This window comes from Paraflavitalea sp. (genome assembly GCF_059502485.1).
The window spans coordinates 2305394-2322288 of sequence record NZ_JCACET010000010.1 but is presented as its reverse complement, the minus strand read 5'-3'; the positions used below and the strand labels follow the sequence as shown (position 1 = coordinate 2322288).

Below are 16895 nucleotides of genomic sequence, written 5' to 3'. Positions count from 1 at the left end.
TTTAGCCAGGCAAAGGTTTTTCACAGGGATATAAAAGAAGAACTGCGAACCATGAGCAAATATAACTCTTGGTTCGCAGTTCAAAAAGATTGCTGCATGTTTTATACATCATGCAGCACAGGTGGATTGGTCTAATGATTAATGGGAAATCTGTTTTCCTAATTATTTTAAAGTGACCCTTTGATTAACTCTTTGACTAATACTGGATTACAGCCTATATAACTACTATCTTCCGCTCCTTTTCATTCAGCTGAACTTCTATTCCGTACTTTTTTAGTATGTCTAACACCTCTTTAACCGGACGATCGCGAGGTATTTGACCATTTAATGACGCAGTTGGTACCTTGCCAGCATACTCGATCTTCACATTGTACCACCGGCCGATGTCCTGCATCAGGGACTTCACATCTTGTTCAAGATTAAATTCCCCGTTCTTCCAGGCCAAATTCCCGGCCATATCTACTTTCTTCACACCGATTATCTTTCCACTCTTATCTACTGTTGCTTCCTGGCTCGGTTTTAAAACCCGCTGGTTGGAAGTCTTGGTCGTAAGCTTTACAGAGCCTTCCTGGAGAGTGGTTTTAACCCCTCCGTCCTCTGTATAAGCATGTATATTAAATTGCGTTCCCAGCACTTCCACATTCCCTTCATTTCCTTCTGGAGTCTCTATAGCCACCTTAAAAGGCTTGTTGGCCATTGGAGAAACCTGAAAAAAAGCCTCACCGGTTAGTGAAACGTTTCTTTCACCACCGGCGAAGGCTATAGGAAAACGCAATGATGAAGCCGCATTGAGCCAAACTATACTGCCATCAGGAAGTATAACCTGGTACTGGCCACCCATCGGGGTAGTTACAGTATTGTAAAGAGCTGTTGATCCAACTATTGGATCCTGACCATTCGCTGCATTCTCACTATTATATAATAACCGTCCATTGTTATTCAATATGGTAATGGCGCCTTGCTGGATCTTTTCCTGATGATTAACATTATCAAGTTTGATCTCTTTGCCATCGCTCAACTTCAGTATCGCCTTAGTACTCCCGGGAACAATCTCCGCAATAGCATTTTTGGTGTCTACTGTAGTCTCGGCAACAGGCTGATTAGCTGTTGGCTTAAAATACAGCCAGCCGGCTACTGATATACCTACTACCGCGGCAGCAACAGCTGGATACTTCCACCACGTCCGTTGAGCTGGGTACAAAGGTTTTACCTTGGTATCAGGCTCAATCTGTTGTAATGTTTTCAGCCATATCGCCTCACTGTTTATCGCTGAATAAGACTTCAACTTATCAGTTAAAGACGTTTTGTCTGTCAATTCCTCAAACAAAGAGCGGTTTTCAGTCGATTCGGCCAACCAGGTATCTAACTCACCTTGCTCATCTTGACTCAATACCTCTTCCCGATACTTATTAATTAGACCTACTATTTTTTCGACTTTTTCCATAAGTAATAAGGTAGAAATAAATTGAGTTTTGATCCAGTCACTCGGCGGTTCCTGTTAAATGAACAACGAGCACAGACTTTTGACAAAAAGAATTTTCAGATTTTTTTACTTTTCTTTTTTCTCCTCGGGGATGGAGGGTAGGTTACTATCAATATGAGCATTATTCTGCATGCTCATAAGGCAGTAAATGAATGAAATAAGAAGGATTTTGTCCCTTAGTAGCTGTTCGGCCCTGCTTTTTTGGCTGCGCACATTCCGGGTCGAAATGCCCAGCTTGGTGGCCGTTTCTTCGATACTCGAACCTTCAAAATACACCTGCTCGAAGACTGCCCGGCACTGTTTGGGCAATTGTTCAATGAAAGGATATAGCTTCTTCAACAATTCGGTTTCTACCAGTTTACGGAAGAAATCATCCTCTTTGTCTACTAAAAGATAAGCCAACTCATTATTAGAGGCAGACCTGCGCTGCTTTTGCTTTAAGAGGTTCAGACAGGCGTTCCGGATGCTCGTGATCAGGAAGCCTTTAATATGACCCGCATCGCTGAACTGCATCCGCCCATGCCACAACTTGGTAAAAGCGTCCGCAACCACATCCTCCGCCTCCTCTTTATCAAGAAGATACTTCTCTGCCAAATAACACATTGACCGGTGATATTCTTTAAACACCTGCTCAAACGTGCCCGCTTTCCCTTCCCGGAAGGCTGCAATCCATGCTGTATCCTGGAAAATCGGGGTCATCGGGATATTGCGGTTGATGGCTTTTATTGATTAATGAATAAAAATAAAATTACCTCCCCACCAATATGGCAAGGTCGATTAGATAAGGCTTAACCTTTCCTGGGAAGAATGAGCACAAAAATCAAACCCCGGCAACACCATTCACTTTAAGGGGAGAGAATGCTAATGATAGTAGCTTGCCGGAACCGCAATATGGCTGTACATGCCTTATTTATACAGATTCAACTGCAGGTGCAAGTTTACAAAATAAAAGCTAAACCCAAGCCCGTATAATCACTGCAAATGCTCCCGGTCACATCATTTACGATCATTCCCGGATGAGCGATTAACTAAATTAATGTGATTGGTCGGATTTTGATGTAGATCAACTAAAAAGATATCTTCGCTTCTATCCACTAAAACCCCCATCACTGGGTAAATTAACTTAACATGCAAGCGCCAACCAACACGACTGCTCTGCCAGGGCAACACACAGCCGGCCCCTCTTCGGGTAACCTTTTGGGCATTTCCCTCATCGCCTCCCTCGCGGGTTTCATCTTTGGGTTCGATACCGTGGTTATTTCAGGGGCCAACCTCCCCATCAAAGAACTATGGCACACTTCCACCTGGTTCCACGGCATCTTTATCATGTCCATGGCCTTATGGGGCACTGTAGTAGGCGCCCTGTTTAGCGGAGCACCAACAAAGCGCTACGGCAGGAAAAAAGTGCTACTCTGGATCGGAATACTTTTCACAGTATCAGCTGTAGGTTCCGCCTTGGCGCAGGATCCTTACACATTCTCTTTCTTCCGGTTTATCGGCGGCTTGGGCATTGGTGTATCTTCCGTTGCTGCCCCAACTTATATTTCTGAAATATCGACCCCTGCCACCCGGGGTCGGTTAGTAGCCATGTACCAATTCAATATCGTATTCGGGATCTTCATAGCCTTTCTATCCAACTACTTCCTGAAAGGAGTGGGAGGCGCCAACGACTGGCGTTGGATGCTGGGCATAATGGCCCTGCCTTCACTAATATATACTATAATGGTAGTAAGCATACCCGAAAGCCCACGATGGCTATTGGCCAACAGAAATGATGAAGCGGGAGCCAGGAAAATATTATTAAAACTGGGATTCTCCAATATAGATGAAGTAGTCAATTCCGTTAAGCAAAGTCTTCAGGGCACAGCGACTGTCGGTAGCAATACGGGCTTTTTCAATGCCAGGTATAAGACCATACTTTGGTTGGCATTCATGGTTGCCTTCTTCAACCAATGGTCAGGCATCAACTTCATTTTATATTATGCACCGGAAATATTGGAAAGAGCAGGGCTCGCTGCCAAAGAGTCGCTGTTGAACTCCATTGCCATCGGAGGCACCAATCTTATTTTCACTTTTGTAGGGTTGTACCTGATCGACCGGGTGGGAAGAAAAACCTTATTGATCGTCGGTTCTATCGGCTATATCATTAGCCTTTCAATGGTGGCCTGGTCCTTCTATACCAACGCAGGCCCCGGATTTCTAATGACTTTCCTCTTATTATTTATAGCATCCCATGCAGTAGGGCAGGGAGCTGTGATATGGGTATTCATTGCAGAAATATTTCCCAATAAGGTACGTGACATGGGGCAATCCTTTGGAGCCAGCGTACATTGGGTTTTCGCGGCTGTTATTGCGCTGATAGTCCCCGTTTTCCTGGATAAAGAAAAAGGAGTTTTTGGTGAAGACCCCTGGCCCATCTTCGCATTCTTCGCCTTTATGATGGTGCTGCAACTAATTTGGGTGCTTACCAAAGTACCGGAAACGAAAGGCGTGTCATTGGAAGAGCTCGAAAAAAGACTGGTGAAATAATGATAATAGCACAAAGCATTTAAATTGTGCCACAAAAAAGTAAGCACTAAAATATTCAATATGCATTCTTCTTCTTTTAAAAAGCTGTCAGTATGGATGATGATCATAACCATAGTTGCTACAGCTTGCAGCGATAAAAAAGCATCCCAGCTGCTAATAGAAAATACAGGCATTGATAGGCCCGGTGAACTGGTCGTGTTGAAACGTGGCGAGCTGGAGAAAAAAGTAGATAGCCTCACGCCCGGCAAATACATTATACTCAAAGAGAGTGGCCGCCCGCTGGTAGTACAGCATGACGATCGTGATGGAGATGGCGTCTGGGATGAGATCGCTTTCCTGCTGCCATTACAGGCAGGCGAAAAAAAGACACTGGATATAGAAGTATCAGATGCACCCGCCACGATAAAAGCCGCAGTGTTGGCACACGTTCGCCACATGCGCAAGAATGCCGACAATACCTTTGGCAACGATCTGCAAAGCGACACAGTACCAGCCGGTCAGCCAGCCACCGACTTCAGCAAGCAACCCTTGCCCCCTTTCTTAACAGAAGGGCCAGCCTGGGAAAATGATAAAGTAGGATTCCGTCTTTATTTCGACGTGCGCAACGGAAAAGATATCTGGGGCAAAACCACTGCCCGTATGGTATTGGATGAAGTAGGAGCAGATACCAGCAAAAACTATCATGCACTCGCTGATTGGGGCATGGACATCCTGAAAGTAGGAAAGTCATTAGGCGCAGGTTCATTGGCCTTGCAGATGAAAGACGCAGCAGGTAAAGATACACTGGTGCGGCTGGGAGGAGTAAACATGGGGAGCATCGTATACCAAAAAGTAGCCGACGGTCCTGTACGAGCTATCTTCCGTTTGCAATACCCTGCCTGGAAAGCACTGGACACAACACAGGTAATTACAGTAGCAGAAGAGATCAGCATCTGGGGTGGACAGTATTTCTATGAAAGTAACGTATACCTCGGAGGAACCCCTGCCGGCTCTAAATTAGTTACAGGTATTGTAAACCTGCACAGCCACGAATCTAAAACAATAGATACAGCAGATTATACAGCATTATATACCTATGATGCGCAGAGCGAAAACAAAGACAACCTGGGAATGGCTATCGTAGTGTCAAAAAAAGCATTCAGTAGCTTTATCACTACCCCCAATGCCAATACAGATATACAGAACACCTATGCAGTAGCACTGAATACCAGCAACGATGCGGTCACCTATCGTTTTTATGCCGGCTGGCAACCCAGCGATCCGCAGTTTGCCAGCGAAGCAACGTTCCGTCAGTTCCTCACAAAGGAAATACAACGCACTGCACCGGTTACCATAACATGGAAATAGCTTTTTAGGTAGATCATGCTGACCCACGGCAAAGCTGCTTTGCTTGAACGAAGAAGGTCTATCTACTATTAATAACTCAAAACTCATGATGGCCAGCGCCAGCAATTATTCTCTGCAACTACCAACTTATTATCTGCAGCATCCCACTCGCAGCAGCGGGAAGACGCAGCAGTATTAAGTTGTGGTATGACAACTCTTCCGGCGCCATTTGGGAAAATGCCTTGCCGATAGGTAATGGTAGGTTGGCAAGATTTATATACTAACGGGCAAATAAACTGAAAAATATACTTAGTAAAAGGCTGGCGGTTGACACTGTATGTTAGCTGCCAGCCTTTTTAATGCCTAATACTGGTTCTTTTTATGAATAATTTGATAAAAGATAAATCGGATGAACATACCGTTTAATACTAAACGCTTGTATTTCAATATAAAGAGATATCGTTGCTTCTTAAAAAGGGTTTTTTCCCCGTTGTCGATTTATTTATATCTTAGTACTTTACCCAACCATTCCGATACATACAAAGCTACCTCCGGAATTTAGTATACCTAAATAAACACATCTGGCGCCATATGATAAAGGACGTGCATATTATTATTGTGCAGGCAATGCAGCTATCCGTTGTATTGTTTCTCATTTTGTTTTCCGGAAGATCAAGGATAGGTAATGTCATCCCTATAAGGCGAAATAAATCGCTAAATATACCTGGTGATGCAGTAAAGTATTATTCTCTTAGCCTGATTGCTTTAGGGTTTGCTTTCAATTTCCTTTACTTGCTTGCCAAAATAGGGAGTTATCTTCCAGATGTTGATAGGTTTCATCTTAATGATAGAGTCTCTTCTCCGTTAATTCTTCTCCTAGATGTATTGACTATTTCATGTTTTGTTTTAGGTTCAATAAACATAACATCAGTTACATCTGCAATATCCCCTAATAAAATGCCTGTTCTTTTACGATGGGATAAATTGTTATTAGTGCGTATGCTTATTATCATGCTGGCAGCTTTCGTAGTGGTATATACAAACTGGAACAATCATGGTAACTCTAATTATTTTTTATATTGTTTTAATTTTTTGGGCTATTTATTTACCAGCGTCTGGTTATTAAAAAGTTTTACATTGGAACGGATAAATCCTCCCAAAAAAGTAAAGCGAAATTATTACGTGTTTATAGGCTTTATCATATGGGCAGCGCTTCAGTTATCGGGATTGTTTTTACCACTAGTATTGAATGTTGAAAATGTCGAAATGTGGATAGAGTGGATAGGATTTGGCCTTTCATTGGTCAGTAAATGTCTTATACTTTTTGGATTGTATAATTTTTCAGCTAAAATGGCCAGCTATGCTGCAGCTGAACTTATTACGGTAAACGAAAAGTTGAAACATAACGAGGCCGAAATGGTGAAAAACTTTTATCATCTCGAAAGCCATTCAAAGAAAACACAGCGACTTCATAAGCTGATAGAACAAATTTACGGGTTAGATAAAAATGAGAAAGTCATCTCCATGATGCTTCATCACTTGTTATATTCAGAGATATTTAATTTCGATTATGCTATTTTTTCAGAAGTAGACAAATTTCAGGAATTTATTTTTCATAAGGACGGTGATTCTATGTGCAGATCATCACAAATCCGTGGTATTAAAAATTGGGTGAAAAAGGGTGGTTTTTCACTTAATCACCAAGATATTATGGCTCAGACAGTTAAAAAGGATGATATATTTTATGTTAAAGGAAACATAGTAAATGGAGAAGAAATCGATATCGAAGATCCTTTATCTATTCTCAGAAAGGATGTTTATTATGTTTATGGTCATGATAGAGTCGATAGAATGTTTATACCTATATCTAATCGTGACAGATTAAGTGAACAAAATGCTGATCAGCAGGACATAGTTGATAAAACGGAGATAATCGGAATCGTAGAGGTTGGCTACAGCATAGATTCACAACATTATTCCGCTTCGTTATTAACTAACAAAACAAATGAGCTCTTTATCTATCTGTTCAATCTTGCCAAGAATTATCTTAGGAATAGAGAAGCGGAAGAGTCGAATATAATTGATAAGGATATTGAGGAATTGGGGAAAGGGGTCAATCACATAGGATTTATGCAACGTGTACTATTCAAATGTGCAGAGGATTTAAAAGTGACTTATGGCGATGTTTCTTTCCTTTCCCTGGATGATGAACAATTTGAGCTGGAGGGTGAACTTATTTACGGAGAAGCTAGGGCTAATGCGGTAAAGAAGATCAGGCTTAACAATGATAAATTGACTAATCCTAAAAAAGGTATATTCAGGCATGTAGCCGATTTGAAAGCTCCTTATTTTGCAAATAATGTATCAATAGATCCATACTATATAGCTGATTTTCCTAACGTAAAGTCTCAGCTTTCTGTACCTATCGTATACTTGGGTACAGTGCTTGGGGTAGTGAGTTTATGCGCTTCCGATAAAGATTATTTTAATGAATTAAAGAAGAATTATGTTGCTAAGATCATTGAACGCGCAACAGAAGTTTTTATGAGGTTGAAAATATCGAATGCTACCAGTAGTTTAGTGATTCCTTATAGCATGTACGACAGACAAAAAATTTATGAGTCTACTTTTGAAAGGATTCGTAAGTATTATGCCTGTAATTATTTGACCTTATGGGAAGGGAATGAAGAGAATAATAACATTTATAGGATAGCCTTTACAACAGATAAATCACTGGAGGCTAATAAAAGCCTTGCTATTTTAAGTGATTTTGAACGTAATATATTTAAGTTGGGTGGACCCCAAAATGTTTTTTTGCAGGATACCAAGAATCCAAGCCTGAATAAACTGGAGCAATACGCCGCCTCCAATTTTCAAACGCTCATTTATGTTCCAGTGGGGAGAAACAAGGGAATATCAAGGTTTATAACCCTTTTTTCTAAAGTGAAAGTGGAGCATTTATTTCCGGAGGATAAGATATTTTTTGGTCAGATCAGTACGAAACTTATTCTTAGCCTTAATTTCTTCGAGCTATATAGTTTTTTCGATAAATTAACCTCGGAGAATTATGCAAGGCACAAAGATGAAATATTGCGAGATTTTACAGAACCGATAAAAAGAATATCCGGAGCGGATATCCTGCTCTTGTTTACCTTCGACCCCGAGCAACGAAAATTCATTAAATCGATTAAGCCTCAAGGGAATTTACGGGATAAAAAGCTGTTGGACCGGCTTGACTCAGTAGAAATTACTGGAAACGATTTCTCTTATTCGATCATAGAAAACGGTTCGCAATGGATAGAAAATGACGAACAATATATTGCTTACCGCCAAAAGCAAGCTGAATGGAAAGGATGGGGAGTTTTTGAACAAGATTTTTGGCAAAGAGAAAAAATAAAATCTCTGGCTGCTGTTAGGGTTGAGTTTGAAGGAAAGCCACTTGGCGTAATGTTTTTTAATTTTCGCGAGGAAAGACAACAATTTAGGTCAACAGATAATAAAAAAGATTCTGAAAACCAAGCTTGGATAAAGCTACTTGCTAACTTGGTTGGCAGAGTAATTAAAATTTCAAATACGGTTGAAGAAGAACGTTTGCTGCTGAGTAGGGAAACAACGGAAACATTTCAAATGGCATTGAGCGAAGCTGCCATTGGTATGATTCACAATGTAAAGAATTTATATACTGATATATCTTATAAATATGATTTCCTCAAGCAGGAACTTGAGAAGACGACGGTGATGCAGGATGATAATGTTTATGATAGTCTTACAGATTTAGGTGAATCCATTTTTGGATTTCAGACTGACTATCTACTTTATCGAAGCTATTTGGACTTTAACAATTTTAAAGTTGAGAGTCATTACGCCGAAGAACTCTTTTCAGATCTTCGAAAGATTTTTATTTTCCAGCACAGAAGAAAGCCGGTAGCCCTAAAAATGGATACATTCAGTGATGCTTTAACACTTGATTGTGATAAGGTTCAATTCGTACATGTAGTTTTAAATATTGTCAAGAACGCTGTAGAAGCTTTTGCATCTACAATATGGATTAAAATAACAGAATTTGATAGTACCAGGCAGTATCGTGTTATAGAAATACAAAATAACGGAATTGGAATTAAGGATGAGGATAAACCTAAAATATTCCTACCTGCTTATACAACCAAACAACATGGAACGGGAATGGGGTTGCCCGTTTGTAGGAGAGTAATTGAAAGGCACGGGGGCCGGATCGATTTTAACTCAACCTATAATAAGAATAAAAGCTCCTTTACTAACTTTTCTATTTATTTACCTATAAAATAGCTAAAAATGCGCGTTCTTTTAGTAGAAGATTTTCAGGGAATGATGCAGAATTATAAGAAGATCATCAGAAATTATGATGAAAATATTGAGATCATAACAGCAACATCGTTCAGTGATCTTCGTTCAAAGCTTTTGTCTTACGATTTTGATACTGCTATCGTGGATAATGATCTGTCTATTTGGAATGATTATGGTGAACATGATGGTATTGAAAATGGAAAGAAATTATGTGATCTCCTTCAGAAAACGAAGAATTTTAAAAATATAAAATCGTGTCTTTTTTTATATACTGCTCTGGATAAGATAAAGATAGCCAACGATGGAAATAAAATTGATTACACAGTAATTGAAAAATCAGGGGAGAGAGATTTAATACGGAAGTTTGAAACTGAAATACTCGAGGTTATGAATGATATAATTGATATAGAACCCCCGGTAACCCTCGATGATTTCAAAAAGTACCCAACTTCTAAAAGAATACATCATTATAAATCTGTCATCAATAAAGATAAAAGACCGGGGCGATTTGTTAATAAAAGCAATAGGTATTTATGGACAACAGATATTGCAGATGATGATAATAAAGAAATTGCCTGTCTGAAACCGTGGTCTGAGCAAAATATTAACACTTTTGCTGCATCCTGTTATAGTGAGTTGGATGATCGCATCAATCGAACCAACAAGTTGCCAGCTATCTTTTGGAATTATACTGATCCTATTTTATTAAGAGAACAAAAGGAATGTATCAGAGACGTAGACTTTGAAAATAATTTTATAAACCTATTTTTTAGAGTATCTTATTCGCAAAGCATAGCCTTTCATTTATTACAAAACGATCAACAGTCAATAGATTTCCACAACTTGACAAAACTAATAGATAAAACTGATCCCCTGATACTAAGAGAAACACAGTGTGAAATGATTGATATAATGTCGCAGGAGTTAGAAAATGAATCGGCTATAAAAAAGAAATTATCCGCTGTTCATATATCTACTGGCTATGAAATTGTTGATTATTTTGATGGAAATATAGATTATTATGATGTTGAGTCAGGAATAGCTTATGTAGACCTTGTTAGCAGAATTAATTCGAACAGGTATCTGAAAAAAGCTTTTCGATACAAAAGACTAACAGATGAGGGTATTAGGTTTAAGGAAGAACCATTTAGTTATTGTGTTTCCAAATTTGAAGGAACCATTTTAAGCCATATTGAGCCACTTTAAATTGTTTGTATGATCCAGCAGAATAGTTTAAAAGTTTACTTATTTAACGTAGGGGCAGGAGATCACATCATGTTAGAATTTCCGGACGGCTCCTTAGGTATTATTGATTCCTTTTATACACATGCTAATCTCTTATTGCAGGAGCCCCCTGCCCTTACCTATTTGAAATACCTTGTAGCCAAGGAAAAGAAAAAGACAGCACCGGAAAAAGTAGTTATTTCCTTTTTATGTATCTCCCATGCAGATATAGATCACGTAAAGGAAATTGACAAGCTATTCCAGTTTATAATAAAAGAATCTGCCTATGTGGTGTTAGAAAACCTGTGGTTATTTGGGGGGCATGCCGATAGTATTACTATATATCAGCAAGAGATCGTTAAATTAAAGAAAAAGATCATTGAAGCAACAACTGGAGATACTAAAAGAGAGATTCGTGCTAGGATATCAAAGTATATAACATGCCTGAATAAAATAAATAAATTTAAGGAGTATTGGAGAAACCATTATAAGCGTGGAGAATATTATTTCACTGACTTTGCAAAAATACAGAAGTATGGAAGTCAGCGTATTTTTAACGCGTATAGCCTTGGCCCAATTTCAAGAATTACGAATGAGATTAACAATTCTGGTGTCACCTCATTAATAAACCAGCTTTTTGAAAAAATTCAAAGTCTTATAAATCCGCTTGATGAAAAAATTGACAGTAATTTCGAAAGCAAACTTAACAAGAATTCTGTTTCTGCTATTTTGGGTATCCACTATGGTAATTATAACCTGATTTTCGGGGGGGATGCGACTAGGGAGACATTGGAAGCGTCATTGTATGATATTCCTCAAAGGTTTGATGAACAAGATATTGACCTTTTCAATCCTGACTTTTTAAAAGTGAGTCATCACGGGGCAAAGGGGTCTACTTCGCAGATAATTTGGGAGAAATTATATGGAGCTCCCAAAGGGGATATTCTTGTAGGAATATCTGCCGGGCGTAGACATAATCACCCTCATGATGAATTCTTTTTTGATCTGACTGGATGCTGTAAATTAAAGTGTGTCAATCATAATATCTACCGTACTAATTTATGTATGGAGTGCCAAATTACCCACCAAATTTCGTCAAAGATCGACCTCGACGATTGGTTTCAATACCATGGTTGTGATATCATCGATGAAGACCTGTTGACAGCGTTGGATCAAGAAGCTCCAGAGGGACTTAAAGGAAAACTCCAAGAAAAAAACCTGCTTGCTTTTATTTTCGAATTCCCGGCAAATGGTAACAATCAGGATATTAAAGTACATAAAGGCGTATCCGATAGAATTGGGAAATATGAAAATTGCGTCTTCGGAAACGATATGCGTACGCATTATTGTGGGATAAGCTCCCTTGAAAACACCGCCACTTAATACTTCTTTTTTCCATTAATTTATTGTTCTTTCTGTAACATTGGGTAGCTGTCCTACGTCTGTTAATTCAGTAAAATGAACACAGATTGCCTGATTTCCGTCCGGCAAAACGAACACCCTGTACCGGAACCGGACAATTAAAGAGACTTTAATGAGATCCTAAAACACTGGTTGTCAAAAATATAGTATATTGGCATACCAATGGATACAGACACCACATAAGTTAGCCATGCAGGAACAAGATCGTATATGGGCGTTGGTCGCTCGCAAACTCGCGGGCGAAGCCACCGATGCAGAACGTAAAGAGCTGGAACAGCTCCTATACAAGTATCCGGACATGACATATACGGTGGAAATGATGCTCAATATGTGGTCCCAGCAAAAAGCATCAGACAACGAAGGCGTGGAAGATGCATTCGAACGCCTCAAACAAAAGATGGCCGATAAGCCATCAGGCGCCTTTCGCTCAACCCCACACATCGCCAGCAGGGTTACCTGGAAAAAAAGACCCAACAGAACAGCCCGTCTCGCCAGCACCCTGTCCAATAGCAGGGATATGCTCAACAATTACTTAAAAACATCCTTCCGCACTTTATTACGCAACAAAACATTCTCCTTCATCAACATCGTAGGTCTGGCAGTAGGTATGGCCGGAGCCGTCCTGCTTTTACTATGGATACAGAACATATACACCTTCGATGCATTCCATGCTAAAAGAGACCGTATCTACCAGCTATACAACCGGGCCAAATACGATGGTAAAACAGATGTTTGGGGCGTCACTTCACACCCCGTAGGCCCGGCGCTGAAAGCAGGCTATTCACAGATAGAAGAAGTTGTACGCACCAACTGGGTAGGAGCCTTCGTATTGAAATATGGCGATAAACAATTACAGCTACAGGGATTCCTTACAGACTCAGCCTTTCTAAACGTATTTGACTTTCCCTTGCTCAAAGGCAATCCCGGCACTGCATTGAACAGCCCCCACACCATAGTCATCACACAAAAAACAGCTAACAAACTTTTTGGTGAAGAAGAAGCGCTGGGTAAAGTGATCAGGATCGATAGCAACGTCAACTTTACAGTAACAGGCGTTTTAAAAGACCTGCCGCAAAATACACGCTTCAATTTCGATTACCTTGTACCATGGAGCTATACGAAAGAAGTAGGGTGGAATAACACCGATTGGGGCTCCAGCTCCATTACAACCTATGTGATGCTGAAACCCGGCGTAACAGAAGAAGCCGCCAACAAACTAATCGTAAACCTCGTTAAAAAAAACGCGCCCAAAGAAGCAATAGAACTATTTCTTCACCCAATGCGTAAATGGGAATTGTGGAGCCGCTTTGAGAATGGAAAGATCGTAGGAGGAAATATCGAAGTAGTACGATTATTAGGCATCATAGCCGCATTTATATTGCTCATCGCCTGCATCAACTACATGAACCTCAGTACAGCCCGCAGCGAAAAACGAGCCAAAGAAGTAGGCATCCGCAAAGTAGCAGGAGCAGGAAGAGGAGCATTGATCACCCAGTTTATTACCGAGTCCGTGATCATAGCTTCCGCAGCCGGCGTGTTGGGCCTCATCATTGCACAATCGGTCCTTGGGTGGTTCAACAAACTGACCGGTGTGGAGCTCGTCATTCCTTACAGCCAAATAGCTTTCTGGTTGTCAGGAGTAGCCTTTATCATATTCACCGGCCTGTTGGCAGGTAGCTATCCGGCCTTTTATCTCTCGGCATTCAGAGCAGTGAAAGTATTGAAAGGCACCTTCAAAGCAGTACATGCATTGGTAACGCCTCGTAAAGTACTCGTAGTAGTACAGTTTGGGTTTGCCATCGTTTTCATCATTTGCACCCTCATCATTTACCGGCAGATACTACATGTACAACACCGGGATGTAGGCGTCAATATGGATAAGTTGGCATTCGTATATGTGAAAGGCGATATGAGCAGGAATTATCAGCTGATCAAAAATGAATTACTCAACAGCGGCGTGGCCACAGCCGTCACCCGCACCAATTGCCCCATTACAGATATCTGGAGCAATTCAAACCGATATAGCTGGGAAGGCAAAGCACCCGACGAAAACCTGGGCTTTTTGCAGTTCCTGGCCGATAATGATTTCACCCGGACCATGGGCTTAAAAGTGATTGCAGGCCGTGATATCAATACCGCAGAATACCCCACCGATTCAACAGCAATGCTGCTCACAGAATCTGCCGTAAAGAAAATGAAATTGAGCCAGCCCGTGGGGCAGATCATAAAAGATGAAAAAACAAGCTGGCATGTAGTAGGCGTTGTCAGCGACTTCATACCCGGCTCACCCTTTGAGCCTGTATGGCCAATCGTATTGCAGGGCCCCGATAAAGATTGGTTTGGCGCCATCAGCTTCCGGCTGAAAGATGAGTCCAAAGCCAGCCTGCAAACAGTAGAACAGATATTTAAAAAGTTCAATCCCGGTTATCCTTGCGATCTGTACATGACAGCCAAAGCCCATACTGATAAATTCAGCGGTACGAAATATACAGGTACGCTGGCGGCTATTTTCGCAGGGCTCACCATCCTCATCTCCTGCCTTGGCTTATTTGCCCTCGCCACCTATATGGCCGAAAGCAGGACCAAAGAAGTAGGCGTGCGCAAAGTACTCGGCGCATCAGTATCGGCCCTCGTTACTTTATTATCAGGCGGCTTCCTGAAACTTGTCTTCATAGCATTCCTCGTTGCTTCACCCATCGCCTGGTGGATGATGCACAGCTGGTTGCAGCACTTCGCCTATCGCATCGAGATCGGCTGGTGGGTATTCGGCATTACCGGTCTGGTATCGATATTAATAGCGGTACTGACGGTGAGTTACCAGGCCCTGAAAGCGGCCCTCGCCAACCCGATAAAGGCTTTACGCAATGAATAACAATTATTATCATTAATTTCATTTTAATGCAAAATGATGTGTTGGCTACCCGGACCAGGGTAGCCGGTGGCTGTCTTGAGAACAAGTCGTGCGGGATAGAGCGGGGGAACGGGCTGGCACATTTTTTTAAATGATGATCATTATACATATAAAAGCCTAAAGCTGGTACCAGATGAAAGCCGCTACTATGAATGATGAGCTCAAAATAAACAATGCCTACCTCAACCTACTCCTGGAGAGAGAGGCCCACCTGGCGGCAATAGTCAGTTCCTCTGATGATGCCATCATCAGTAAGACATTGGAAGGCATCATTACCAGTTGGAACAATGCGGCAGAAAGGATCTTTGGCTACAAAGCAGCCGAAGTAATTGGGCAGCCCATTACCATACTCATTCCGGCCGATCGGTTGGAAGAAGAGCCGGCAATTATCGAGCGATTGAAAAGAGGAGAGCGCGTTGACCACTTTGAGACAAAACGCATCACGAAAGACAAAAAGATACTCGATATATCACTTACCATTTCACCCATAAAAAGCAGTGATGGCACCATCATAGGCGCCTCCAAAATAGCCCGTGATATCACCGGCCAGAAAGCGGCAGAAAAACTCATCGCAGAAGCAAAAGAAAAATTCAAAGACCAACTCGAAAAAACAGTAGAACAAAGAACAAGTGAACTGGTACACATGAATGAGGAGTTGGAGAGGTCAAACCATGAACTGGAACAGTACGCCTATATAGCCAGCCATGATCTGCAGGAACCCCTGCGTAAGATCCAGACCTTTGTAGAACTGCTGAAGATGAACATACATGATGCCGCAGCCGTAGAGTCTTACTACAACAAAATAAGCGTTTCTGCCAAACGCATGTCCAGCCTTATCAAAGACGTGTTGAACTACTCCAAACTGGCAAGATCCGATTACGCCTTTGGCCCGGTCGCACTCAACCAGGTGTTGCAGGATGTAAAGAGCGATTTTGAAGTAGTGATCGAACAGAAAAAAGCAATCATAGAAGTTATAGGCGGCACACTGCCGGTAGTCAAAGGAGATGCCCAGCAGTTACGTCAGCTTTTTACCAACCTGTTGAGCAATTCACTCAAATTCACCGACCAACAACCCCACATACAGCTACGAGGTACAACGATCATACTGCCTACCGGTCAGTATGCAGAGATCATTTTTAAAGACAATGGGATTGGCTTTGAACAAAAGTATGCCGACCAGGTATTCGTTGTATTCAAGCGATTAAATAACCGGCAAGTATATAGCGGCACCGGTATCGGCCTGGCAGTGTGTAAAAGAATTGTAGAAAGACATGGAGGCATGATCAGTGTCAGCAGTGAACTCGGAAAAGGAACCACTTTCACCATATTATTACCGGCAGCTATTTAAAAAACAAAAAGACTCCCAACTCGTGCGATTCTATACGGTCGACCTTCCCAACGATCCCCCATGGATGTGAAAAATCTTCTGTACCAAACCTTCACTGTGGAAGCCTTTCTGATTTCCCATTGTTCTCATCGCCTGTGCAAAAGAACTTTCGGTATAATATACCGGTATATGAATAATTTAATGTCGCTACTATTATTTCGGTGAAACTTGCCTTGTAAGACACTATGCGCGCTTTCAAGCATAAAAAGAAAAGGATATAAAAAGGAAAGTCGGTTTTGCCAGAGTGGCTGATATCAAACGGTCTGGTACAAATGTAAAGGCTCTATACA

9 protein-coding genes are annotated in these 16895 nt (G+C 41.2%); 7 read left to right on the top strand and 2 right to left on the bottom strand.

Features of this window, described 5'->3' with window-relative positions:
* Positions 1–214: 214 nt before the first annotated feature.
* Both AC5JBY_RS26460 and AC5JBY_RS26455 read right to left on the bottom strand, forming a co-directional pair.
* Positions 215–1444: a FecR family protein gene (locus tag AC5JBY_RS26460; protein ID WP_495907682.1), complete on the bottom strand. Its 1230-nt coding sequence runs from the start codon at positions 1442–1444 to the stop codon at positions 215–217.
* Between the two features lie 105 nt (positions 1445–1549).
* Complete coding sequence (locus tag AC5JBY_RS26455; protein WP_495907681.1) at positions 1550–2182, bottom strand: RNA polymerase sigma factor; 633 nt, start codon at positions 2180–2182, stop codon at positions 1550–1552.
* Positions 2183–2611: 429 nt separating this feature from the next.
* Here AC5JBY_RS26455 and AC5JBY_RS26450 point away from each other — a divergent pair, with 429 nt between their 5' ends.
* The 7 genes from AC5JBY_RS26450 (at position 2612) to AC5JBY_RS26420 (ending at position 16566) form a co-directional block, all read left to right on the top strand.
* The gene (locus AC5JBY_RS26450; protein WP_495907680.1) at positions 2612–4012 is read left to right on the top strand and encodes a sugar porter family MFS transporter; all 1401 of its coding nucleotides are present in this window, start codon (positions 2612–2614) and stop codon (positions 4010–4012) included.
* A 60-nt stretch (positions 4013–4072) separates the two neighbouring features.
* Positions 4073–5359, top strand: coding sequence for a DUF4861 domain-containing protein (locus AC5JBY_RS26445; protein WP_495907679.1), 1287 nt, complete (start codon positions 4073–4075; stop codon positions 5357–5359).
* Positions 5360–5929: 570 nt separating this feature from the next.
* Positions 5930–9643, top strand: coding sequence for an ATP-binding protein (locus tag AC5JBY_RS26440; RefSeq protein ID WP_495907678.1), 3714 nt, complete (start codon positions 5930–5932; stop codon positions 9641–9643).
* Positions 9644–9649: 6 nt separating this feature from the next.
* On the top strand, positions 9650–10867 hold the full coding sequence (locus tag AC5JBY_RS26435; RefSeq protein WP_495907677.1) for a hypothetical protein: 1218 nt from the start codon (positions 9650–9652) through the stop codon (positions 10865–10867).
* Positions 10868–10876: 9 nt separating this feature from the next.
* Complete coding sequence (locus AC5JBY_RS26430; protein ID WP_495907676.1) at positions 10877–12268, top strand: ComEC/Rec2 family competence protein; 1392 nt, start codon at positions 10877–10879, stop codon at positions 12266–12268.
* 229 nt (positions 12269–12497) lie between these two features.
* Complete coding sequence (locus AC5JBY_RS26425) at positions 12498–15179, top strand: ABC transporter permease (protein WP_495907675.1); 2682 nt, start codon at positions 12498–12500, stop codon at positions 15177–15179.
* Between the two features lie 172 nt (positions 15180–15351).
* Complete coding sequence (locus AC5JBY_RS26420; protein ID WP_495907674.1) at positions 15352–16566, top strand: sensor histidine kinase; 1215 nt, start codon at positions 15352–15354, stop codon at positions 16564–16566.
* Positions 16567–16895 lie beyond the last annotated feature (329 nt).